The sequence below is a fragment of the Melioribacter sp. genome, assembly GCF_049325435.1.
GTDB lineage: Bacteria > Bacteroidota > Ignavibacteria > Ignavibacteriales > Melioribacteraceae > Melioribacter > Melioribacter roseus.
Map to the genome: position 1 here is coordinate 203,586 of NZ_JBMOLD010000013.1, position 25,033 is coordinate 228,618.

Here is a 25,033-nt window from a genome sequence, read left to right on the forward strand (position 1 = left end):
ATGCAACTATATAATCATATTAAGAAAGGATTAATTTCCTTTTCCCTGCCAATTGTGGAAGATTCGCCGTGTCCGGGATAAATAATTACGTCTTCCGGAAGCGTAAGCAACCCGGATTTAATCGATTCTATAAGTTGATTGTAGTTTCCGCCCCAAAGATCCGTTCTTCCGATACTTTCCTGAAAAAGAACGTCGCCGGTAAAACAAATTTTTTCATCAGGCAAATAGATAGAAAATTCGCCGGGGGTATGTCCGGGTGTAAAAATAAATTTCAGTTTCGAATTACCGACTTGAAGATCGAGCTTTTCGTCGATATAAAAATCGGGTTTGGGAGATTCTTCGAATTCCATTCCGTAACCGGCTGCAACTTCTTTCATTAAATCGAGAAGAAAAAGATCCTTTTCGGGCGCATAGAATTGAGGATTAAATTTTTCGTACACAAATCTGTTGCCGAGAATATGATCGATATGACAATGGGTATTAAAAAGATAACGGAGTTTAATGCCGTTCAATTCGATAAAATCGGATAATGTTTCTTTCTCGAGTTGGGTGGAACAGCCCGGATCGATAATCGCCGCATCGAACGTAAGATCGTCCCAGATTAAATATGTATTCTCCGCAAAGAGATTGAATACAAATTTTTTAATCGAAATCATTTATTAAAATTTTCTTTGAGACGTTTTTCTAACTGACCGGTATAATTCAAAAAATTCGCTCTGGTTTCTTCGATTGAATCGCCGCCGAATTTATCGAGGAACAGTTTTGCAACGCTCCAGGCTGCCATCGATTCCGCAATAACCGCGCATGCCGGCGCGGCTACAAAGTCGCTTCGTTCTCGTCGGGCTTTAATATTCTTCATTTTCGACAAGTCAATAGAACCGATTGGCGACATGAGCGTGGCTATCGGTTTCATTGCTACTCTAATAATTATCGGGAGTCCCGTCGATATTCCGCCTTCTATTCCCCCGGCATTGTTAGTCTTGCGGCTGATTTTGCCTTTTCTCAGAACAATTTCGTCGTGTACCGCAGAGCCGTATTCATCCGCCATCTTGAATCCCCTGCCAATCTCGACTCCCTTAACGGCTTGTATCGACATTATAGAATGAGCCAGGTCGGCTTCGAGACGAGTATCGTAATGCACAAAGCTTCCGATGCCTATGGGCATACCCGTTATTACGACATAAAATGTACCTCCAAGCGTATCGCCCTTTTTCTTGGCGAGTTTTATCCGTCGAATTATTTTATCTTCATGCTCTTTGTCTAAAACCCTCACCGGACTTTTATCCGAAATCTTGTTTAATTTTTCAGCCGAATAATTCGAATTTATTTTATTGGCAAAAAACTTATCTATAAAATTCTCTTTCGGATAAATGCCTCCTATGCTTTCTACGAAACTGCCGACGTGAATGCCGAACTCGCTCAAAAATTTTCTGGCTACCGAGCAGGCTGCCACGCGAGCCGCAGTTTCCCTCGCGCTCGAACGTTCGATGGAATTGCGTATATCGTCGAAATTATATTTCGTTACGCCGACCAAATCGGCGTGTCCCGGACGAGGAATCGATATCTTTTCAATCGGAACATCGACCGGCTCCGGATTCATTTTGTCTGTCCAGTTTTCCCAGTCTTTATTCCAGATAATCATCGAGATCGGCGAACCGAGAGTTTTACCGTGCCGGATACCCGAGAGTATTTCCGCTTTATCCGTTTCAATTTTCATTCTGAGACCCCGGCCGTAGCCTGCCTGACGTCTCTTCAATTGTTCGTTTATATATTCGGATGAAATTTCAATATTCGAAGGGAATCCGCTTACAACTGTTACAAGAGCTTTTCCGTGGGATTCGCCTGCGGTAACAAAATCAATCATTTTACCAGCCCTGTTTTTTTGATGCGTAAATATAAAAAAAGCGTCCTAATAATGGACGCTTTTTTCGGTTAAAATCATTTTTATTTATTCTTCTTCGGGAATTTCCAGACCGACGAGGCGGGAATTACCCTGACTGTCTACCAATTTGAGAAGAACGGCTTTCCCTTTGTTGTCATTGAATATTTCTTCGAGTTCGCTTACCGTTTTAACCGGCTTTTTATCGGCTTCCGTTATTACAACGCCTTTTATTATGCGCTGGTTATAAGCCTTGCTGAAGTTTTTTACTTCGGTGACGAGAACGCCGTTACCCACTTTATATTCTTTCAGTTCCTCTTCGGTCATGTTTCTGACCGTCATTCCAACGTTATCGAATTTTATTTCCTTCTTGTCGATTTTCCCTTTCGATTTTCCTTTATCCGAAGTCTTAACATTATCGGAGGCATCCTCGTCGCGGGCTTTCAGTTTAACATACCTTTCGATTTTTTTACCGTCGCGGTAGAGAGTCAATTTTACTTCGTCGCCTGCGCGTTTCGAAGCTACATACGACTGCAATTCGCTCGGTACGTTTACTTCTTTTTCGTCTATCTTAAGAATAACGTCGCCTTGTTTAATATCGGCTTTTTCTGCGGCGCCGCCTTTAACAATATCCTGTATAAGCACGCCTTTCGGTTCGTCGAGTCCTATCGCCTTTGCTGTTTGGGCGTCGAGTTCGGAGATCTGCACTCCAATATAACCGCGGCTGACTTTGCCGTTAGCGATTAAATCTCTCGCAACGGCTTTTGCCAGGTTAATCGGTATGGCGAATCCGTAACCGATATATCTTTGTGTAATTCCGTCGGTTGCAATTGCAGAGTTAACTCCGATGACCGCGCCGTTTAAATCGACCAGAGCGCCTCCGCTGTTGCCGGGGTTAATGGCGGCGTCGGTTTGAATGAAATTTTCGATTGCGTATTGGTCGCGGATTATATTAATATTTCTGCTCTTGGCGCTGATTATTCCGGCTGTTACTGTCGAAGCGAGCGAAAGCGGGTTTCCGATTGCCATAACCCATTGACCGACTTTAATATTATCCGAATCGCCCAGATAAGCAGCCGGCAGGTCTTTTGCATTTATTTTAATCACAGCCAGATCCGTCAACGGGTCGGTGCCGACGATTTCTGCTTCGAATTCTCGCTTGTCGTGCAAAGTAACCGTCACATGTTTGGCGTCCTCAACGACGTGATTGTTCGTAAGAATATATCCGTCTTCGGAAATTACAATTCCGCTTCCGCCTCCCTGCTGTTCTCGGGGAATGTCGTCTTTGAACGGGAAAAAGAAATGGAATTCTTCCGGCAATTTGTTTTTGACAGTTGTTACTACGGTAATCTGAACAATTGAAGGCGTAACTTTTTCGGCGGCTTCTATGAACGCGTTATTGAAAGCTGCGGCTTGCGGGTCTAAATTCACTACGGGGGCTTTATCGGCGCCAATCTGTACGTCGGCATAACTGGGTCGAACCCAACCGAATCCCGAAACCAATACGGCTCCGAATACTATACCGATTAATATAAGTGAGACAGTACCCAGCAGATTTTTTCTATTCATTTTAATTCCTCCTGTTATAGTACTTTAAGCGACCTGAGTCCTTTGAATTCGTCTATATTGTATTTCAAAAATTTTTCGAGCAGCATTATCAGTGTGTCGAGTTCTCTGTCGCCGTATCGAACATTATTATTTTTTGAGCTTAGACACTGGAGTAAATTGAAAAGTTCCTTTGTAAAACGGAAATGGCTCATTCTGTCTTTGCCGCATTCCCCGCATAAAATGCCCGAATCGTAATTGTAATTTATCTGCATTGTGTCGTTTAGCTCTTTGTTACATACGGAACAATGAGTAATGGGAAATTGGTAACCGATTTCTTTAATGAAAAACAGAAAATATTTAGCGAAGTAAAATTTCGGATTTTTCTCGGCATTGTTCATTATTTCGAAAATCCTGACCGTGCCGTCGAAAAGCCTCGGATGCGGATCGAGTTCTACAGTTAACTGAAGCAACAATTCGATAACCGCAGTGGCATATTTAATGCGCTCGAAATCTTCTTTTATAGTCGGAAAATGTTTTATTAAATCGGCGCTGCCGATTAATTGAATATCCCTTGTTTCTTTCTTATAGATTATTACCTGGATAACGTTAATCGCGTCGACTATCATGCCGATTTTCGATTTCGGGGAGCGGGCTCCTTTAACGATAACCGACATTTTGCCGAAGTCGCGGGTAAAAAGATGTGCTATTTTACTGGTGTCTCCGTAATCGAGTTTATTGAGAACGACGGCGTCGGTTTTAATAATTTCAGACATTCTCTAATCTGTAAGGATTTCCAAATACGCCCTTTTCCGTAATAATTCCGGTAATCAGTTCCGCCGGGGTTACGTCGAATGCGGGACAGTATGCATCGTAAGCGTCTGATGTAAAACGGCAGTCGCCTATTTTAACCAATTCCTCTTTACCGCGCAATTCGATTTTAATTTCTTTTCCGCTTGGACAATGTCTGTCGATTGTGGATGTCGGAGCCGCAATATAAAACGGTATATTATGATGCCTGGCAAGAACAGCAAGATTATACGTGCCTATTTTATTAGCCGTATCGCCGTTGACGGCAATACGATCGGCGCCCGTAATGATCAGGTCTACTTTCTTTTCTTTCATTAAAACCGCCGCTGTTGAATCCGTATTAATCGAAAAAGGAATGCCCAGTTTATCGAGTTCCCACGCGGTAAGTCTGGAACCCTGAAGCAGCGGGCGGGTTTCGTCCACATGGACGCATTCCACGAAGCCATTAAAATATGCGCGACGTATAACGTTCAAAGCCGTGCCGCTTCCGCCGGTTGCCAACGCGCCGGTATTGCAATGCGTAAGAACTCTCATTTTTCGATCGAAAACCGACAAGCCGTTGAGCGCAATTTTTTCGCACATCTCGATATCGTCTTCATGAAGCCTCTTGGCAGCTTCTATTAATTTCAAATATACCCGCGGGTCGTTTTTATATTTTTCAAATTCTTCCTTAATCGAGTCCAGACCGAAGAACAAATTAACAGCTGTCGGACGCGTAGATTTCAGGCGGTTGTATGCTTTAAGAAATTCTTCTTCTACGTTTTCATTTTTATTTTTTACTGAAAGAGCCAGAGCGTAAGCCGCTGTAACGCCGATAGCCGGAGCGCCTCTTACTTCGAGCCTTTCGATTGCTATTGCAATCCTTTCGTAATCATCCGTAACAATATATTCCTCTTTCAACGGAAGTTTTGTCTGGTCGATCAAAATAATTTTATCGTCTTTGAATTTAACCGCTTCGATTTTAAACATATCAAAAACTCGAGAGTTCTTTGAATTCGAAAAAACGATTTTGGATTTCGAGATAGCTCAGATCTTCCAATCCTTTAGTGCTGAATTTTTCCACGCAGAATGACGCCATTACGCTTCCGTAGATTACAGCTCGTTTAAGATTATCGAAACTCAGGTCGCGATTTTTGTGAAGATATCCGGTAAAGCCCCCGGCAAATGCGTCGCCGGCGCCCGTCGGGTCGTTAATATCTTCCATCGGATAAGCCGGCGCGGAAAATATCGAATCGTCTCCAAACAGCAGCGCCCCGTGCTCGCCTTTTTTTATTATTAAATATTTCGGACCCATCTCAGATATAATTTTAGCAGCTTTAATCAAATTCGGTTGTTGAGTTAAAAGCCGCGCTTCCGAGTCGTTTATAATCAAAACATCCACTCTTTTTAATACCTTCAACAAATCTTCTTTCGCTCCTTCAATCCAAAAATTCATCGTGTCGCATACTACAAATTTCGGATTGGTTAGTTGATCGAGCACTTTGAGCTGCAACGCCGGCGATATGTTGCCCAAAATTACAAAACTGCTCTTCTTTTTTTGTTCGGGAATAACGGGGTCAAAATGTTCGAATACGTTCAAATGGGTAAAAAGCGAATCCCTCGCATTTAAATCGTAATGATATTTGCAGCCGTAGCGGAAGGTTTTTGCGCCTTCCACTATCTGAAGTCCTTCCAGATCGATGTTATGATTTTCGAGCATACGTATGTGACGTTGTTCGAAATCGCCTCCAACGACGCCAACAATACTAACCGGAGCTGTAAAGTAGCTTGCAGCCAAAGAAATATAAGTGGTAGATCCGCCAAGAGCGTTTTTAACGCTGTCAAATGGCGTTTCGATATCATCCAAACCGATTGAACCGACAACGAGCAAACTCACAGTTATCACCTTTTTTTGTTTATATAAATATAGGAATCATTTTCGAAATTTTATTTCGAGCAGGTCAAAAAAATGATTTTTATTCATAAAATAATCTTCAATAATCTTTGCCGATTTGCGTTGTCCTTCCCAGGCAAGCATTCGGCGCGCCTCTACGGGACTGGTCCATTTGAAGTCGCAATGTTCTTCGGACAATTTAATTACCGCGTCGGCGTCTAGCATAGCCGCAAAGACGGGTATTAAAACGATACTGTCGTCTCGATCCGAATAAAAAGAATTAACGTTCGGCACAGTCCAAAGTCGTAACGGGCGTTGGCCGGTTTCTTCATTAATTTCTCTCAAAGCAGTTTCGTATGCCTTTTCTCCATCTTTAATTTTTCCCGTAACCATCTGCCATATGGAAGGATAGAGTTCGCCTTGCGATCTTTTTAAGAGTAAAAATTCGATACCTTCGTCATTTTCTCTAAAGAGATGAACTTCCACCATATTTGCCGTTATTTTCATAGTTCAATTTCAAAAATACGCTCTGGCTTCGGCGCGCATCGAATGTATTACTCTTCGTTTGCCGTAGATCCGAGCTTCGTAATTAATAGTCGTTTGTATGTAATCGGTAATCCTGTAATCGAAATATGTTCTGCAAAAATAATTTTTTCCGACGATATTTCCCTTAAGTATTTCGAAAGGAATATTGTTTTCGTTAGCGCCGGAATTAATTTCAATCCTCTCCAATTCGATTCTCAATCTGCCCAGATTCAAAAAGGAATAATTAAATTGAATCGTTTGGGAATTATCGTCGATTATTGTCGGAACTTCGGGATAGTAATCCGTGCTTCTGCCGGTTGTAATCTTGAAACCCACTTCGATTTTTCGGGCAGGCTTATACGAAAAGTTAGTAGACAATTCGTCTCTTAAAATATTGCGGGATCGTTTTGTGATGGGAGGCGCCGCGTAGTTATCAACCCGATTTACATACTCCGTTTGATTGCTCAATTCTTTCAACATTCTGAATCTCAATCGTACGGAGCGTTCTTTGAGATATCCCTTTTCAATGCCGTTGCTGTATTGATTCAAACTTTTGCGTTCCAGAAAACGGAACCTGATCGAAAAGTCCGAGCGATTCTTAAATAAATCCACGTCCTGTTGAAAAAGTTGAGTTCCGTTGATTGTAGTCGAGTCGTTAAGAAACTCGGACAATTTGAAGAAATAGATATTCGCCGTGTTTTTATCCCGGCTGTTTTCATCGACGCGCCAGTTTGTTTCGGTCGATACCGGTTTAAGATATTTACCGAGGACGCCGTCTTTGAATTTAGAAAAATCGATCCGGAATCGCACGTTCGATTTCAAATCGATTACCGGGAATTGCTCTTCGGTAGGAACTGTTATTAAAATGAATTCGCCGTCGTAAGAAGTTAACTCGAATTCGTTTTCATCGGCAATGCCGTTATTGTTCAAATCCCCCAGGTAAATATAATTTCCGTAGCCCGTATTAACTTTAACAAAAACTTTTTCGTATTTGGCGGATTGTTCAGTAGAAACCTGATAATATACATCCCCGCTGACCGCTCTGTCGAAAAAATTAAATCTGTTTTTGGAAAGCAGCAGAAACGTCTCGCTGTCTGTAAATCCTTCGGATAAAAATTCGTCGGTATATTTCTTTTTACGAAGACTTAAAGTCAATGATGAAATGAGGAGTGTTGCTCCGTTAAATTCTAGGCTCAATTGTTTAATATCCGCTTCGGATTGTTTGATTAATCGATTATTCCGTGCGGCAAACTCTTCCCTGACCGAATACCCGCCTTTAATATTAAATCCGCCGGAAATAAATTCGATATATGGCGCAGCCTCCCTGTATTCATAACTGCTGTTAATAAGACTGTCGGATACCTGTTCTTCTTTTTTTTCGTAAAGGAGATCGAAGCCCGGTCTAAAATTATAAATTTTATAAAATGCATTCCCGTTCTGGCGATTCCACGCAGAATTGAGAGAGCCGTTTCGAGACGAAACGTAATCCAGAGTGTAATCGATATTGTAATTTTGTTCGTCCGTTATTGAAGCTCTGCTGAAAAATCGATTCGATTCGAAATTCGCTCCCTGCTTCAAGAAACCATAACTCGAATTCAGCGCTATTCTCCCGCCGGGTTTATACGTTATTTCCGCTTCTCTGAGAAGTTGATTCCCTTTCTGGTCAGATTCGAGGTTATAATACCTGTTGAACTCCACCTCGTTAATTCTGTCGAGCGTTGTATAGCGACTGTCGATAAATCTTTCTTTAAAATTCAGCCCGATATTTCCCAGATTTATGTCGAACAATTTCATATCCCGCGGTTTTATTTCCAGTTTCAAAAGCCGTGCAAAGCCGTAATTGTCGTTATCGTCGAGCGAAGAAAATCTGTTTTTATCGTAACCGCTGCCTGAGAATTCCATTTTGAAGTTTACGTCCTTACCGAGATCGGCCGCGGCGGACAAAACCGTTATCTGTTTTAATTCGGGCAGCGGCAAAAAAATCAACGGCGTATAATTGCCTTTACCAGGTCCTACAAATCGGTAATTGCCGAGCCCCTTTTTGATATAATCTCCTTTCGCTTCGCCTACATAGCTGAAGCTCACATTGTATTCCGACGACCCGCTGCCCGGGGCGTACAAATAATATTCATAATGTTGACCGTTAATTACCGTATCCCTTTTTGAATAGAGACCTTTCACGTTGCCCGCCGAATCCGGTTCCGCCAATCGGACGCCGCTCTTGAAAGCATCTGTTCCGGAATCGCCGGCGTTCTTTAATATATTAAGGTCGTCGTCGGTAAGCGATAGTTCAACGGGGCTGTCCTGATTGTCCGCCTCTCTGTAATATGAAATCCCTAGGGACAGTCTGTCATCAAACGCTTTTGAACGTATGTTGACTCCCATAAAGTTTCGAGAATAATTCAGGTCGGTATATTCGTAATCGACATGAATTCTGCTGGCCGAAGTAATAATTCTTTTCGGCGTGAAAGTAATAGTTGCATTCGAATAATCGATTATATAATCGTAGTTTTCGCCTCGGGTCATTTCGATGCCGTCGAGAAAGACCTTTTCGCTGCCCGCAATAATTATAATATTTCTTTCATTATTCTGGCCTGTCAGTCGGTACGGACCCTGATTCCCGTCCGATCCGAAAAAATCGAGCGAGTTGAATTTACCGCGCGCGCCGGCAATTACCAGGCTTCCTATAACATTCCCGTCATTTGAACGGATTTCGGTTTTCAAACCCTGTAATTTTTTGGTTACTCTCGAAAATTGCGATGAATTATCGAAAAAATCGATGTCACCGAAAGTTCCCGTAAAATTACGGTGCCTGAGTTCAATGAATACTTTGTCGATTTCATCGAGCGTTTGAGTGTTCCCCTCGGGTTGAATAGGAGTGTTCTCATCCGTCAATGCCGCTATTAATTCAAGGTCGTCGGACAACTTTCCACTCAGTTGCAGTCTAAGTCCGCTGTTTAATGTAAAATCCCTATTGGTGCCGATAGTAAAGCCTCGAATAATCGACCCGCTTTTGTTAATATCCCTTCCGAAAATCGATTCCGCAGAAAGGGCTCTGGACAAAGGCTCAACGACAATTAACGTATCTTTAGCGTTTTTGTCATATCTGAATACGGGAACTTGCCTCCGGTATTCTTTTTTCAAAGAAACCGCAGTTGACGAATAACGAATTATTAGCGTATCCCCGATGTTATATCGCGTAATGTCGTTTAGACTGAACGAGCCTTTTCGGTAAGAAATTGTATATTCGTTTTTTCCGAGCGGACTATTGTTAATTAAAATTATTTCCGAAAACGGAATAATATTAAGAGACGAGATTTCGTAATTGTTTTCAAGACTGACGCGGAAAGTATCCGATATGGCTGCCGTTTGCGCAAAGAGGTTCCAGCCGCTCAGAAGCAAGGGCAAAAGTAAGACAAGTTTTTTCGGTAATTTTAATTTCATAACAAGGTAAAGACAAACGATATCACCTCGTGATTATTCGTAGCGAAGCGCTTCTATCGGGTCGAGATTGGCTGCCTTCATCGCAGGATAGACCCCGAATACTACGCCGACAATCGTAGTAATAATAAGACCGATTACTATCCAGTCTATCGGGAGAATAAGCGAAACGCTCAAATAGAGCGCTACTATATTTCCGCCAATTAAACCAAGTACAATTCCGATCAGACCTCCGAACCAGCTCAAGGCTACCGCTTCGATAACAAATTGCGTCAGAATATTCTTTTTCTGAGCTCCTACGGCTTTACGGATTCCGATTTCTTTGGTTCTTTCGGTAACGCTGACCAACATAATATTCATAATGCCAACTCCGGCTGCAATCAACGCTATAAACGCTATAACCGCGGCGCCCAATCTGAAATATTTCGTCAGTTCGTTGAACTGTTCAGTCAACTGATCGTTTGTGACAATTTCAAAATCGTTGTCTTCGCCGGGAGCGATGCCGCGTATTAACCTCAAGGCGCCGATAACTTCATCCATGGTCTCTTGAATCAAATCTTTACTCGGAGCCATAATCAAAAACGACGCCGACCTTTCCCGTCCGAAATATTTCTGAAAAACAGGCAGCGGAATACATACGAAATTATCCTGCGATTGTCCGAGCACAGTGCCGCGTTTTGCAAATGTACCGATAACTTCGAATTCGTATTTATCGACTCGTATTGTTTGCCCTACCGGATTGATATTCTTGAATAATTTATCCACGACATCATGCCCAAGCACCGCCACCGGACGGCTCAATTCGACATCGGCATTGGTATACATTCTGCCGTCTTCCATTTCAAGATCGAGCGCCACAAAATAATCGACATTAGTGCCGGCGACATAAACGGTAGGATTAGTCTTTTCGTTACGAAAACGAACGACTCTTCCGGTCGCATTTAGTACAATTCCCACCGCGGCGGGTAATTCCGTCATTTCTCTCAGTTTTTCCCCTTCATAAGGAGTTAAATCTTTTCTGTTTCTGTATTGTCTTCTGGCATGAGGACCGCCCGCCTGAAAAGCGGGATATTTTTGCACGAAAAAGTTATTTGCGCCGATTTCATTGAATGCATCCACAATATTCTGCTGAATTGCGCTGATTGCCGTCATTACAATTATAATCGAAAACAGTCCTATTGCAATTCCAAGCAGCGTCAAAAACGACCGGAGTTTACTCCCGATTATGGATTGATATGCCAGTTTAATACTTTCGAGTATCAGCATTATTCATACCTCAACGCATCTACCGGATTCAAACGCGAAGCCTTCCACGCCGGCACAAACCCCGAAATTATACCGACGAGAGCCGAAATCATAAGCGAAATGAAAACAATATGAATCGGAAGAGAAGTCGGCAAGAACTGGTTAATCACCAAACTGAGAGGATATGAAATTATAATACCTATAATCCCTCCGATCATACAAATTACTGCCGCCTCGGTTAAAAACTGGAACAGAATCGACCATGTTTTCGCTCCTATAGCTTTTCGAATACCTATCTCTTTAGTCCTTTCGGTTACGGAAACAAACATGATATTCATTATGCCGATTGCTCCTACGAAAAGAGAAAGAGCTGTAATGACAATACCGGCAATCGCCACTACGCCGACCGTCTGGTCGTACATCTGTTTAAAAGCTTCCTGTTGATTGATTGCAAAATCTTCCGGTTTACCGGGAGGGACTTTACGAATAACTCGCATGGCGGCAATAATTTCTTCTTTTGCCTCTTCCAGCCTGTCAATGTTCCCGATTTTAATATCGATTCGCATTCTGTTGCGCGCCTCTCCAACGGCGGTTTCGAACGCTTTAAATGGGATAATCACCTGCCCGTCGAGGCTGAACGCGCCCAAAAAGCCGCTTCCCTGTTTTTCTATAATGCCGATCACTTTAAAAGGAATGTTATTAATACGGATTTCTCTTCCGATGGGACTTATGTCGGGGAATAATTCGTTCTGAATATCTTTGCCTATAATACAAACGCGCCGCCCCGCTTTTGCTTCCCATTCGTTCATGAATCTGCCTTCTTCGAGAATTATTTGACTGGTGCGCGCATATTCCTGCGTCGTGCCGATTATCATTGCCGATTCGACGGTTCGATTTTTCCTTTTTACAGACGCTCCGAAAGTTCTCTTAGTGGGAGCCATCGCCTCGTAGTTTTTGAGCGCCGTTCTGAGTTTTTCGTATTGTTCGTATGTAATGTCTTTGCGGTTTCTGTAGAGTCGCCAGTCGTTCATGGCAAACCAGGGAAATTTATCGACGTACAAAACGTCGCTTCCGAACGACGAAATCGAACTCATAAACGCTTCCCTCAAACCAACGATTGCAGTCGACATAGTTGTTACAGCGACTATTCCGATAATAATGCCAAGCGTGGTCAATACGGAACGCAATTTATTTGCCCGGATTGCCCTCAGTGAAATTAACAGAATTTCTTTAAACTCTATAAAGAATCTTTTCATATTCCGGTTGATTTATCAGACCTTAATATAAAAGTTTAATTTTAATAAAAAAAATAATTTGTAAGAATTACATTTTTATCGGTTTAACAGATTGGAGAGAGGAAAAGTTTAAAATCCGTATTTTTGAATCGCGTCAGGACTTTATATAATGCCCTCTGTAAAAAAAATCAATTAACTGCCTTTCCGTTAATTTTCACATTTTTAAGTACGAGATTACGGGTATTCGAAATCGAATTTTCCTTTTTCACTCCGTTAAAATCGCAATTGATAATCTCAACATTTTCAATCGGCGATTCTTCGAGTCCCAGAAATTCCAACGCATAATCGCTCTTCCGGCTTGTAACATTCTCAACGCGTATATTCCTGAATTTCGGCGGGAAATCACGAGGTCCGATTTCTTTCGGATCGTAAAACATATTCATTCTTACAATTGCGTTGCTTACTTCGCCCACTTCGATATTTCTTACGTAAACATGCTCAACCACGCCGCCTCGAATTGTATTGGACTTAATTCTCAGCATCCGGTCGAGATTCGGACTGTCCATTTTACAATCTTCCGCAAACACAAAACGGCAACCTCCGGAAATTTCACTTCCTATAACCACACCGCCGTGCCCGTCTTTCATCATGCAATTACGAATAATAAAATTTTCGCTCGGCGCGTTAATTCTCCGCCCGTCGTTGTTTCTTCCGGATTTAATCGCAATACAGTCGTCTCCGTTATCGAAATAGCATCCTTCGATAAGGACGTTTTTGCACGATTCAGGGTCGCATCCGTCGTTATTCGGACCATGACCGATTGTTTTCACATTGCGAATAATTATATTTTCGGATAGCACGGGATGCAAAAACCACATGGGCGAATTTTTGAAAGTGACTCCTTCGATCAAAATATTCTTTGATTTATAGAATTGTACAAAATTCGGTCGCAGATAATGTCCTTCCCCGAAGACGCGTTTATCAACGGGTACGTCCTGATTATTCATTTCGAAGAGTCGCGGTCTGCTGTTCGGATTATTTTGTGTTTCGTCGTCTTTCGGATTTTTTCTTCCTTTCCACTTCCACCAATTCTCGTCGGAAGCCATACCGTCAAATACGCCTTCTCCTGTAATAGCTACATTATCAACCTCAAATCCGTATATTAAAGGAGAATAGTTATAGCATTCGACGCCTTCCCAACGCGTAAAAACAACGGGTAAATAATCCTTCGGATTTGTACTGAATAAAACGACTGCATTTTTTTCCAGATGAAGGTTAATATTGCTCTTGAAATGAATTGGACCGTTGCATTTATAAACGCCTTCAGGAATTATAATTTTACCGCCGCCCGATTTGCCGCATTCTTCGATGGCTTTGTCGAGAGCGGGTTTAATATTTTCGGCAAGCGACGCTTTGTCGGCATAATCAGTAATATTGAAAACTCTTTCGGGAATTTTCGGTTCATGAATATTTTCCAGTATTTCAACGGCTTTTTTCCATGGATCTCTTAAAGTCTGCGAATTGATAAAAAGCGGTAAAATAAAGACAAAAATTCCAATGTAAAATTTGAGCGCTTTCATAAAAACATCTAATTATTGTTAATAAAATTATTTTTCGTTACAGCTTATACAAGTGCCTCTCAGAATTAATTCCGATTCGACGATTATCTTTTTCGAAGACTCATCCGTTTTTTTGTCGATTAAATCGAAAATAAGATTCATGGCATTTTCAGCTATCAAGTTGGTAGGTTGGTCGACGCAACTGAGCGGCGGCGATAAAAATTTTTGAATCCGCGCATTTCCAAAACAAATAACGTCGACGTCGTCCGGAATCCTGTAACCGACTTCATTTGCAGCCATATAAACGCCCAGCGCTACGGGATAAGTAACAGTGAAAATCAATTTAGGAAGGTTGTTTTTGAGATATAATTCCATAAACGATTTATATCCGTATTCTTCGCCGAAGCCGCCTTCGATGACCCACTCGGGATTAATCTCAACGCCGTATTTGTTCATCGCTTCCTGATAACCCATAAAACGCTCCCTGCCGATATTAATATCGGTATAACCTGCAAAATGACCGATCTTACGGTAACCCAGTTTAATTGCATGTTCAATTGCTTTGAAAGCGCCTCCTCGGTCGTTTACCACAACCGAATGGATGTTTTCCATTTCGGGAATACGGTCGATGAAAACAATCGGCACGTTTCTGCTTTTTACAAGTTCGAAAATTTCATAGTTCTTCGTTTCCTGAGTTATCGACACGATTATGCCGTCGACCTTCATCGAAAGGAGAGTTTGAATTTGTCGTTTTTCAATTTCCGCGTTTTCCTGAGAAACGGTCAATATTATGTCGTAGTTTTTAGAGAATGCAATTTGATAAACATATTCGATTATCGAGCCGAAGAAAAAGTGAGCAATTTTAGGAACTACCAGACCGATGGTATTCGATTTGCGGGCGGAAAGATTGCGAGCCATTATATTGGGAATATACCCGAGCTGCTCCGCTGTTTGTTTAACAAGATTAGTGGTTTCGGGAGAAATGTCGGGGTGATTTCTGAGAGCTTTAGAAACCGTAACCGTAGAAACATTGAGTCTCTTGGCTATGTCGCTGAGTGTAACGGCTTTGTTTTTCAATTTTCAGACCAATTTTATTCGGAAAAATAATAAAATATAAATAAAAACGGGACTACCTTTTTGAGGCAGTCCCGTGTCATTAAATTACTTCAGAAGAATCATTTTCTTTGTAAGAACGAGGTCGCTCGATTTTAACTGATAGAAATATATTCCGGTAGCGACAGAATTTCCGTAATTATCTTTGCCGTTCCATGTGATTGTATGCGTTCCTGCCGATTGCAATTCGTTATTGACCAATTTAGCCACTTCCTGACCGAGCGAATTGTAAACCGTAATCGTAACATTCGAAGCCTTTGGCAATTGATAACGAATATTCGTGGTCGGGTTAAACGGATTCGGGTAATTTTGTTCGAGTACGAATTCGTTTTTGATTACCGGTTCGTCAGCCACGCCAACCGTTCCGCCTTTCAGCCAGAGTTCTTTCAATTCAGGGAACCAGTTGAGGTCGCCTGCGGGGAAACCTTTGGCTGCTCCGGTGTAGGCCGGCGACGAACTCGAATACGACGCGTCAAATTCATTCACATAATACGTCAACGGACGTCTGTCCATATCCTGAGTTGCAGGATCCCAATAATCATTCGGCGTGTCTTTTGTCTTATTGGCTACCGTTACATAATATTCCATCATTCCCAGCATCAAATCAGGTACGTTCGTCAATCCTGGGTCTTCTATCATCTTAAAGGCATCGGCGGCTTTCGATCCCAATGCCGACTTTATGTAATTCGACAACGGCTCGCCTACGCCGATTTCTGGATATTTATCGAAGAACGACTGTCCAGCCGCCGTTACCGCATAATAGTTATGATCCACCACCCATTTGGTCGTATCGTTCGGAGCGGCAAATATCCAGGCCATACGGTTATTTCCATTGGCATACTGCTCGCCCGTATTTGCCCATTCTGCCGTCCTCGTAGCATCCGTCGAGTCCTCGCCTGCGGCAAACGCATCGACAAACAAGTTATTCGTTATCACTATCTCGTCGCCTACGTTACCCAACGACAATAATCCGTGGAAGCCCATGCCGTTGACAAACGTATTATGGTCAAACAATCCGTAACCGATATTGCCCGTTCCAGCCAACGGATTACTGAAATTATAGTGACGGATCGGTCGGTCGATATAATTTACAAACGTATTGTTTATCAATATCAACGAATCGCACGTCGATTCACGCAAATCGATGCCTTTCCCGGCTCCGAAATTAGATGTCGACAAAGCGCCTAAATTTGCAAATATACAATCCTCCACACGTATCGTCTTAGTCGATGCATTCGTGCGCAATACCTGACCGGCTATATTCGAGAATATACAATTCTTCAATGTTATCGAGGCTCCTTCGCTGTCCGTCCTCAAGAATGTTCCGCCTACCGTATACAATTGATCAAATACGCCGTTTGCCGGATCGTCGGCAGGTTCATAATAACCCGTGATTGCTATACCTTCAAGTATTATATCTCCGCCTCTTGAACGAAGGATATATCCCGGAGGATTTTGTGGATTGTCGCCCGTTCCCGTCGGATACTGATAAATTATTGCTTTCTGGTCGTTCGACGACCTCATGTGGAACGTATAATCTTTCTCTACATAAAATACTTCCGTATTTAGATAAATCTTACCCCCTTCTAATTCGTATACTCTGCCTTCGGGTATTCCGCCGTTTGCAGTCGTATCGGCGCGGATCTGCGCTATCAAATAAGACTCCGGCGTGCCGTCATACGGCTTTAAACGTAATACGTTTTCTGCCAGGTTTTCACCCGCTTGCCATTTAGCTTTTAATTCAGGGAACCAGTTGAGGTCGCCTGCGGGGAAACCTTTGGCTGCTCCGGTGTAGGCCGGCGACGAACTCGAATACGACGCGTCAAATTCATTCACATAATACGTCAACGGACGTCTGTCCATATCCTGAGTTGCAGGATCCCAATAATCATTCGGCGTGTCTTTTGTCTTATTGGCTACCGTTACATAATATTCCATCATTCCCAGCATCAAATCAGGTACGTTCGTCAATCCTGGGTCTTCTATCATCTTAAAGGCATCGGCGGCTTTCGATCCCAATGCCGACTTTATGTAATTCGACAACGGCTCGCCTACGCCGATTTCTGGATATTTATCGAAGAACGACTGTCCAGCCGCCGTTACCGCATAATAGTTATGATCCACCACCCATTTGGTCGTATCGTTCGGAGCGGCAAATATCCAGGCCATACGGTTATTTCCATTGGCATACTGCTCGCCCGTATTTGCCCATTCTGCCGTCCTCGTAGCATCCGTCGAGTCCTCGCCTGCGGCAAACGCATCGACAAACAAGTTATTCGTTATCACTATCTCGTCGCCTACGTTACCCAACGACAATAATCCGTGGAAGCCCATGCCGTTGACAAACGTATTATGGTCAAACAATCCGTAACCGATATTGCCCGTTCCAGCCAACGGATTACTGAAATTATAGTGACGGATCGGTCGGTCGATATAATTTACAAACGTATTGTTTATCAATATCAACGAATCGCACGTCGATTCACGCAAATCGATGCCTTTCCCGGCTCCGAAATTAGATGTCGACAAAGCGCCTAAATTTGCAAATATACAATCCTCCACACGTATCGTCTTAGTCGATGCATTCGTGCGCAATACCTGACCGGCTATATTCGAGAATATACAATTCTTCAATGTTATCGAGGCTCCTTCGCTGTCCGTCCTCAAGAATGTTCCGCCTACCGTATACAATTGATCAAATACGCCGTTTGCCGGATCGTCGGCAGGTTCATAATAACCCGTGATTGCTATACCTTCAAGTATTATATCTCCGCCTCTTGAACGAAGGATATATCCCGGAGGATTTTGTGGATTGTCGCCCGTTCCCGTCGGATACTGATAAATTATTGCTTTCTGGTCGTTCGACGACCTCATGTGGAACGTATAATCTTTCTCTACATAAAATACTTCCGTATTTAGATAAATCTTACCCCCTTCTAATTCGTATACTCTGCCTTCGGGTATTCCGCCGTTTGCAGTCGTATCGGCGCGGATCTGCGCTATCAAATAAGACTCCGGCGTGCCGTCATACGGCTTTAAACGTAATACGTTTTGCGGGTACGCATACCCAGCAAGAAATATCAGCAGCAGAAAAAGACTCAGTTGCTTTTTGGATATCATGTTGCCTCCTATTATTATTGATAATTACTGAGATAAGTCTCAGTTAATTTTTTATAATTCGAGCCAGATTCCGGCTTCCACAGTAATACCGTAGCGTTCAGCGGAACGCGGTATTTTGTAGCCGTCTTCTCTGTTTTCGAGTAAGTTTTCCTCTTTAATATTTGTCAGGTTATTGATATTACACAATACGGTTATGTTATCGGTAATCTTTTGTTTCAACACAAGGTCGAGACGAGTGAAAGCGCCTACGATTCTGTCCGAGCGCCCGCTGGGAGAATATGCTCTGTAATATTCGGACTGATGGAAGAGGGACAAACGTCCCGAAAATCCGCCTATATCATAACCGATAGAAACATTACCGAAAAATTCGGGTTGATTTTCCAACCGTTGTTTATAAGATCTGACTACTACTTCGTATTTCGGCAACGGAATTCCCAGAATCGGATCGGTTACGTAAGTAGTATCCCGTTCGGAGCCGATCAAAGATGTTTCGGACTTAACCATCGAGAAGTTGTAGCTAAGAACAAAGTTCTTAAGCCATCCAGGCAGCCATGTAAAATTAATCTGGTGATCGACTTCGAATCCCCAAACTTTGGAATCATCCGGAGAATTATACGGAACGTACAAATCATAATTTCCTCTGTGGGGCGAGCTCCAGTTAAGTCCGAGCGCGTGTATTAAAGTGTCCCCCACCGTCGATATACCGTTCAACATGTGATACATATCTTCGATCTGTTTATAAAAAGCCGACACGGAGAAAAGTCCGATTCTGTTGCCATAGAAAGAAGTATTGATTTCGAAATTCCACGCTTTGGCGGTTTTGAGCAAGGGATTGCCGAGAATCAATATTCTATCTCCGCCAGTTTCGGCTTCGCGCCATGCAAAGTAGGATAATAACCTCATGTTAAAATCGGGACGGGCTAGAGCGCGGTATGCGGCAAGCCTTACGTTCATAAAGTCGGTAACGGCAATATTCAAATGCAAATGTGGAAGAACTATTGTCTCTTCGTATGTAGAACTTGTATCTCTCGTAGAACCTACCGGAATCGGGAAACCGCCTATTTGGCGCGGCGAATATTTGTTGGAATAATCATGACTTTCGTGCTCGATTCTCGCTCCTAAAATCATCGTAATTGCTCTTCCGATTTTAAGAGTATTCATGGCATAACCGGAAGTTACAGATTCCGTAATATCATAAGTATTTGCTTCGGACGAAGGATCGTTATGATATTCGGGATTTGTACCGGCCTGATTGATACCGTTCTTATTGAGCGCGTACCATTGTCTCAACTTATCCCTGTTAATTAAGGGATTCATATTAAAGTCGTCCAAAATAATTTTGGAATTTGGAGACGGGTCCAAAAAATCATTAAATGAAATTGTTCCGATATTGGGATTTTTTAGATAGCTTTGATAAAAATCTTCGAAATAAGTGCCTGTAAAATCTTTCGGAACAATCGAGCCGTCTTCCAACTTCTCGTATGCACGCCAGTAGCCAAGATAATAAGGCGAATAGATTCTCGAATTCATATTTGTTCTGTTCTTGGAGCGATATTTAGCGCCCGCTTTAAATGTTCCCGTGACAGTTTTCGTTACCGTGTAATCTCTGGTCACATCCAGGAATGCGGTAATTTCTTTTTCGGCGTTATCCTGAGTATAATAATACGCCTCGCTAAGAGTAGCCGCACGGAAATTATTGTAAGCATAATTTGTAAGCGCTTCGGGATTGGATTTTATAATCGGAGCGCTCATCATACCGGACAAGCCTCCGCTGGAAGGTTCTACGAAACGGATTTCATAATCGTAAGGATAATATGCTTTTGAACGCGCAAACGAAAGTCCCCAACTCGTATTAAAGCCGAACAAATTGTTTTCGCCGGTCAATGCGCTGCTGAAGATGTCGATTGTTTGTTCCCTGTCTCTGAAAATATAAGATACCGAAGCTTCCGTAACAGGATAATTACGCGAGTGGACGAGATAATCTCGCGTAGTAGTGCTGAAATTAGTGTTGAGTTTAATATTTCCTTCGTCCGGAGTATTAATATCGAGAATTAGTCCTGCGCCCTTTCTGTACCTGATCTCATCGGTAAATTCCAGATCGAGGTCGCTGATAAAATAATCCGATTGATTTTCGCCCGTAGTCGAATAACTGATGTCGATACTTTCGTTACTACGGATTTTTCTTTCGATATTGCCGTTTACCTGCACGCCCAAGAAATTATCAAAAAAGCGTTCGCCGTACTTGAGACTGAAATCATACTGCCCGAATGAATCCATAATTCCGTTATATCCGCCTTTAGATACAAAGCGGAGGTCTCTTACTTCGGGAGCTTTTTTCGTTACAAGATTAATACTACCGGCTATAGCGTCTGCGTCTTTATCGGGAGTCAAAGCTTTATAAAGTTCAATTCCCGCCAGCGAACTTTGAGAAATGGTGCTCAAATCGAGACCGCGCTCAAGAGCGTCGGTAGCCGGCAGTCTTACTCCGTCGACGGTAACGCTCAAATATTTGCCTGACAAACCGCGGAGTATAACTTTATTAGCTTCGCCACCTGAACGAATCAAAGAGACGCCCGGCAATCTTCCGATCGATTCCGCCGCGTTTGCGTCGGGCAGCTCCTGTATTTTTTCTTCCGAAACAACATTTATAATAGTATTGGAGGATAGCTGTTGGTTTATAGCAGCCACCTGTCCGACAGCCTGAGCAGTAATAGTAACTTCGGTACCTTCAATCACGTCGGCAACGAGCGGTATATCCAGAACGAGAGTTCGATTGTTTTGAATGGTAACTTGAATAATTTTCGGTTTGTAACCCACGTACGATATTTTGACATCGTAAGTGCCTGCGGGGATTCTGGAAATATGATATTCACCATCGATATTAGTGGCGCTTCCGAGTGAAGTGCCCATCAAAAAAACATTTGCGCCAATTAACGGTTCAGCCGTTACCGAATCCGTTACTACCCCCTTTAAATTACCCTGTCCGTATAAATTAACTGCAAAAAACAATATTATTATTAAGCGGTTAAATAATTTCATGGGTACCTCATTTAAAGATTTTTGACTGTTTAAGTTAATGTTTACTTAATTGCTTACTTAAATTCCCCAAAAAAAATTTTAATGTCAAGAAAAAATCGACATTCCTCAAAAATTAAATAATCAGAATTCTATTTTACGAGAAGGGATTTCGTGTTTATATTACACTTTTTAAGAAGACTGTCCCGACCGTTTTATTGTATTAATTATTTCGATCGGGACAGCCATTCTCATCCTAATTATTTTACCAATCTAAGCATTAAAACATCATGAGACGGAACAATAGCTTTTAACGGCTCGTCTGTAGTTCCGACAAATTCGTGTTTCCATAAATCTCTAAGGCGATATGTTTTATTTTGCGTATCGAGTTTTTTGTCGAACAATTCGTCAATCACTTTCTCTTTTTGCCAGTCAAAAACAATTTCTTTGTCCGTTTCATTCCGATTCAAAATGCAGAAAGCCCATTCGTCGTTAACTAGAGGTTTAAACCAGATTTCTACGCTGTCCTCCGAAGAATATTTGAAGCCTTGAATTCCGAGAGGATCCTGGTCTACGGCAATCGCTTCTTTGTTTGTCAATATTTCTAAAGTTTCTTTCGACATGTTTCGAATATCGTTGCCTGCAATTAAAGGCGCCGCCAGCATACACCACATCGAAAAGTGAGCCCGGTCTTCATTAACGCTCATACCGTTGCCAACTTCCAGCATGTCGGGGTCGTTCCAGTGCCCGGGTCCCGCATACTGTCTCAATCCTTCCTGCATATCGAGGATATAAGTAACGCCCCACGACTTCCATGTTCCGTGGTCAACAAAGCAATCAAAACAATTTGTAATATCGCCCGTAGTTCGCCATAGGTGACCTACGTCTTTTCCCCATTCCCACGGTTGATTGTCGCCCCATTCGCATATGCTGAGCACCATAGGTCTTCCAGCGGAGCGTATCGCATCCCTGATAGTCATATAAGCTCCTTCGGCGCAGAGACCTTCGGTATTACACCAATCATATTTCAAATAATCGATACCCCATTTAGCATAAGTGAGCGCGTCCTGATATTCATATCCCCTGCTTCCGGGTCTGCCCCCGCATGTTTTATAACCTGCGCATGAATAGATGCCGATCTTTAATCCTTTAGAATGAATATAATCCGCAAGGGCTTTCATACCCGAAGGGAATCTTTCCGGATCCGGATGGATAAATCCGAGACTGTCCCTTTCGCCGTGCCAGCAGTCGTCCAGATTAACATAAATATAACCGGCGTCTTTCATTCCCGATTCAACTATAGCGTCCGCTATTTCTTTAATAAGTGTTTCGTCAATATCGCACGCAAACTTGTTCCAGCTGTTCCAGCCCATCGGAGGCGTTAACGCCAGTCCCTCGTATTTTTGAGCCGTTAGTTTCCCGCTGATAAAGAATACTATTGTAATTAGCGCTATCGAAAATATTTTTTTGAAATTATTCATGAATTGCTCCTCCAGTTGTTTATCTTATGTATACTTCCATCAAACAATTTTTACAGTCGAATTTCAGTTCGAATTTGCCGTTCCTGTTTTTAAGGTAATAAGCCTTTGAATTGCCGCCGGTTGTTTTTCTGCAAATTCCAATTTCTTCGAGAATGCAGTAACGGGACGTCATCAAAGGTTTATTTTGAAATTCCTCGGTATAATCGAGCCCCCGTTCGATTTTTTCCGCTCCGCATTTTATGTAGAAATTTTCCGCCAGCCGATTAACTACATTCTCTCTGTAATCTATCTCCTTCTTATAATAATTCGTATATCGCGGCTTAAAAAAAGAGGTGCGTTTTTTCTCGTGATATTCGACTCTCAATTTTGTCAGTTCCTTCAGCGTCTCTCTCCGGAATCCGTTGATTTGCGAGATTGCAAGGAATGAAATTTTTCCCTTATCGACACCTACATTTTTTACGTTATATATTGTATTCCCGGTTTTTGAAAATTGTTTTTTCAGCAATTCGATGAATGCGTTTTCTTTTGCTGGAGGCGTGAATTCAACTTCGAATTTTTTAGACACGCTAACGCCGTCTTCGCATTCGGCTTTAATGGAAATTGAGCGCTCGTCGAGAGAAATTAAAAAAGAGATATCTATTTTGCGTTCGGTTTTGAGTTCGAGTTTCTTTTCGAATAATCTGTCGAAGTTTCTGTATATGTCGGTATTCTTAGGGACGACAAAATTGCCGTCGTAAAAAATAGAATCGTTTGCAATTTTGTTTACATAAAAACCGTTCAAATTTCCCTCGTTGTCAAAATAACAGAGTCCGTCCCCTGTGGTAATGTCTTTTTTGTTATTAAGCTTAATAAATCCCTCTCCTGATTTAATAACTTTGCCGATTAATTCCCCTGTCGATTTAGGCGTACTTAACGAAGCCAGTCTATCGGCTTTTCCGTTTATAAAAAAACTTGTAAAACCGCGATTGAAAGATTTTTCGGGAGCCGGCACGAAATCGGCGTAAGATTTTCCTACGGACGCCCTTTCAATTTCGTCTGAATTATCAATTATTTCATCGAGCAGATTCCGATAAAAAGCCGTAACGTTTTTCACATAATTGACGTCTTTTAGTCTGCCCTCTATCTTAAAAGATGAAATTCCCGCGTCGATTAAATCCTTCAAATAATCCGACAAATTCAGGTCTTTCAGAGACAGCGGGTATCTGTTTTTTATAATCGGATTTTCATTTTCATCCAGAAGGTCGAATGCCATGCGACAGAATTGAGCGCACTCGCCCCTGTTGCCGCTCCGGTCGAAAAGAGCCTTGCTTATATAGCATCTTCCGCTGAAACTTACGCAGAGGGCTCCGTGGACAAAGAATTCGAGCTCCGCCTGAGTTGTTTGGCTTATCTCTTTAATTTGCCGCAACGAGAGTTCACGCGCCAGAATAATTCGATCGACTCCGATACTGTCGATAAATCGAATTCTTTCGGGGTGGTAATTATCCGTTTGTGTCGACGCAATTAATTTTACCGGAGGGAGATCCATTTCCAGCAAACCGAAATCCTGGAAAATGATTCCGTCGATTCCGGCATCGTACAAATCGAAAATTAATCTGCGAACCTCTTCGATTTCTTCGTCATAAAAAAGCGTGTTAACAGCGGCATATACGTTAACTCCGAACGGATGAGCGTATTCCGTCAAGCGCTTGATATCTTCGATCGAAGTGCCGGCTGCTTTGCGCGCTCCGAATTTAGGCGCTCCGATATAAACGGCGTCGGCGCCGCAATCGACAGCCGCAATACCGATTTCCGCATTGCCCGCTGGCGACAACAATTCGATCTTCTTAATCATCTACATACAACCATAAGTTTAATCTATTCGCATGGAATTATTGATCATTCTCAGTTAATACTGTTATCATCAAGAACGCTGATATTATGTACATATAAGAAAATTGCATACGATTCTAAATATTTCTTTTTTACCATTTCTATAATTTTTTTTGCTTTTTCATCATCGCAGGCAATTTCGATGCGTATATTTCTTGATTGTTCCCAATCGTTACCCCGCGCTCCTTTTTTCCCTTCGCCGCTTGCTTCGACTATTGTATAGCCGCTTATTTTCAATTCTTTCAAATTACTAATTAAATATTTAGAAAGATTGGCTTCGCATATAATAGTTACTAATTTCTGTTCTTTCATTTTAACAC

Annotated in this window: 17 protein-coding genes; all 17 read right to left on the reverse strand. The window is 42.3% G+C overall.

Translation table 11 applies throughout. The features are described from left to right. Window positions 1-14: 14 nt before the first annotated feature. The 17 genes from ACOYVE_RS09895 to ACOYVE_RS09975 all read right to left on the reverse strand — a co-directional run bounded on the left by ACOYVE_RS09895 (window position 15) and on the right by ACOYVE_RS09975 (window position 25,025). Window positions 15-656 (reverse strand): MBL fold metallo-hydrolase, encoded by a 642-nt coding sequence (locus ACOYVE_RS09895; protein ID WP_014857257.1) that lies wholly within the window; start codon window positions 654-656, stop codon window positions 15-17. Further along, window positions 653-1,864, reverse strand: coding sequence for a chorismate synthase (gene aroC / locus ACOYVE_RS09900; RefSeq protein WP_014857258.1), 1,212 nt, complete (start codon window positions 1,862-1,864; stop codon window positions 653-655). Before aroC ends, ACOYVE_RS09895 begins: the two co-directional genes overlap by 4 nt. 84 nt (window positions 1,865-1,948) lie before the next feature. Beyond that, window positions 1,949-3,448, reverse strand: a complete 1,500-nt coding sequence (locus ACOYVE_RS09905; protein WP_014857259.1) for a Do family serine endopeptidase — start codon at window positions 3,446-3,448, stop codon at window positions 1,949-1,951. A gap of 14 nt (window positions 3,449-3,462) precedes the next feature. After that, window positions 3,463-4,200 carry a DNA repair protein RecO gene (gene recO / locus ACOYVE_RS09910; RefSeq protein WP_014857260.1) on the reverse strand — a complete coding sequence of 246 codons (738 nt, stop codon included), beginning with the start codon at window positions 4,198-4,200 and terminating at the stop codon, window positions 3,463-3,465. Continuing rightward, the gene (mtnA, locus tag ACOYVE_RS09915) at window positions 4,193-5,203 is read right to left on the reverse strand and encodes an S-methyl-5-thioribose-1-phosphate isomerase (RefSeq protein ID WP_014857261.1); all 1,011 of its coding nucleotides are present in this window, start codon (window positions 5,201-5,203) and stop codon (window positions 4,193-4,195) included. Before mtnA ends, recO begins: the two co-directional genes overlap by 8 nt. 1 nt (window position 5,204) lies before the next feature. After that, window positions 5,205-6,110, reverse strand: coding sequence for a PfkB family carbohydrate kinase (locus tag ACOYVE_RS09920; RefSeq protein ID WP_041356101.1), 906 nt, complete (start codon window positions 6,108-6,110; stop codon window positions 5,205-5,207). A gap of 36 nt (window positions 6,111-6,146) precedes the next feature. Next, window positions 6,147-6,614, reverse strand: a complete 468-nt coding sequence (locus tag ACOYVE_RS09925) for an NUDIX hydrolase (protein WP_014857263.1) — start codon at window positions 6,612-6,614, stop codon at window positions 6,147-6,149. A gap of 9 nt (window positions 6,615-6,623) precedes the next feature. Continuing rightward, complete coding sequence (locus ACOYVE_RS09930) at window positions 6,624-10,076, reverse strand: hypothetical protein (RefSeq protein WP_014857264.1); 3,453 nt, start codon at window positions 10,074-10,076, stop codon at window positions 6,624-6,626. Window positions 10,077-10,109: 33 nt separating this feature from the next. Further along, window positions 10,110-11,339: an ABC transporter permease gene (locus ACOYVE_RS09935; RefSeq protein WP_014857265.1), complete on the reverse strand. Its 1,230-nt coding sequence runs from the start codon at window positions 11,337-11,339 to the stop codon at window positions 10,110-10,112. Continuing rightward, on the reverse strand, window positions 11,339-12,574 hold the full coding sequence (locus ACOYVE_RS09940; protein ID WP_014857266.1) for an ABC transporter permease: 1,236 nt from the start codon (window positions 12,572-12,574) through the stop codon (window positions 11,339-11,341). The genes ACOYVE_RS09935 and ACOYVE_RS09940 overlap by 1 nt, the downstream gene beginning before the upstream one ends. A 167-nt stretch (window positions 12,575-12,741) precedes the next feature. After that, window positions 12,742-14,133, reverse strand: a complete 1,392-nt coding sequence (locus ACOYVE_RS09945; protein WP_422881735.1) for a glycoside hydrolase family 28 protein — start codon at window positions 14,131-14,133, stop codon at window positions 12,742-12,744. A 27-nt stretch (window positions 14,134-14,160) separates the two neighbouring features. Next, the gene (locus ACOYVE_RS09950) at window positions 14,161-15,189 is read right to left on the reverse strand and encodes a LacI family DNA-binding transcriptional regulator (RefSeq protein WP_014857268.1); all 1,029 of its coding nucleotides are present in this window, start codon (window positions 15,187-15,189) and stop codon (window positions 14,161-14,163) included. Window positions 15,190-15,273: 84 nt separating this feature from the next. Further along, the gene (locus ACOYVE_RS09955) at window positions 15,274-18,345 is read right to left on the reverse strand and encodes a FlgD immunoglobulin-like domain containing protein (protein ID WP_422881738.1); all 3,072 of its coding nucleotides are present in this window, start codon (window positions 18,343-18,345) and stop codon (window positions 15,274-15,276) included. Between the two features lie 51 nt (window positions 18,346-18,396). Next, window positions 18,397-21,384 carry a carboxypeptidase-like regulatory domain-containing protein gene (locus tag ACOYVE_RS09960; RefSeq protein ID WP_422881739.1) on the reverse strand — a complete coding sequence of 996 codons (2,988 nt, stop codon included), beginning with the start codon at window positions 21,382-21,384 and terminating at the stop codon, window positions 18,397-18,399. A 236-nt stretch (window positions 21,385-21,620) separates the two neighbouring features. Next, complete coding sequence (locus ACOYVE_RS09965) at window positions 21,621-22,841, reverse strand: glycoside hydrolase family 27 protein (protein ID WP_422881741.1); 1,221 nt, start codon at window positions 22,839-22,841, stop codon at window positions 21,621-21,623. A 19-nt stretch (window positions 22,842-22,860) separates the two neighbouring features. Continuing rightward, the gene (locus ACOYVE_RS09970; RefSeq protein WP_422881743.1) at window positions 22,861-24,675 is read right to left on the reverse strand and encodes a peptidase U32 family protein; all 1,815 of its coding nucleotides are present in this window, start codon (window positions 24,673-24,675) and stop codon (window positions 22,861-22,863) included. Between the two features lie 50 nt (window positions 24,676-24,725). Next, on the reverse strand, window positions 24,726-25,025 hold the full coding sequence (locus tag ACOYVE_RS09975; RefSeq protein WP_014857273.1) for a DUF3240 family protein: 300 nt from the start codon (window positions 25,023-25,025) through the stop codon (window positions 24,726-24,728). Between the last annotated feature and the right edge of the window lie 8 nt (window positions 25,026-25,033).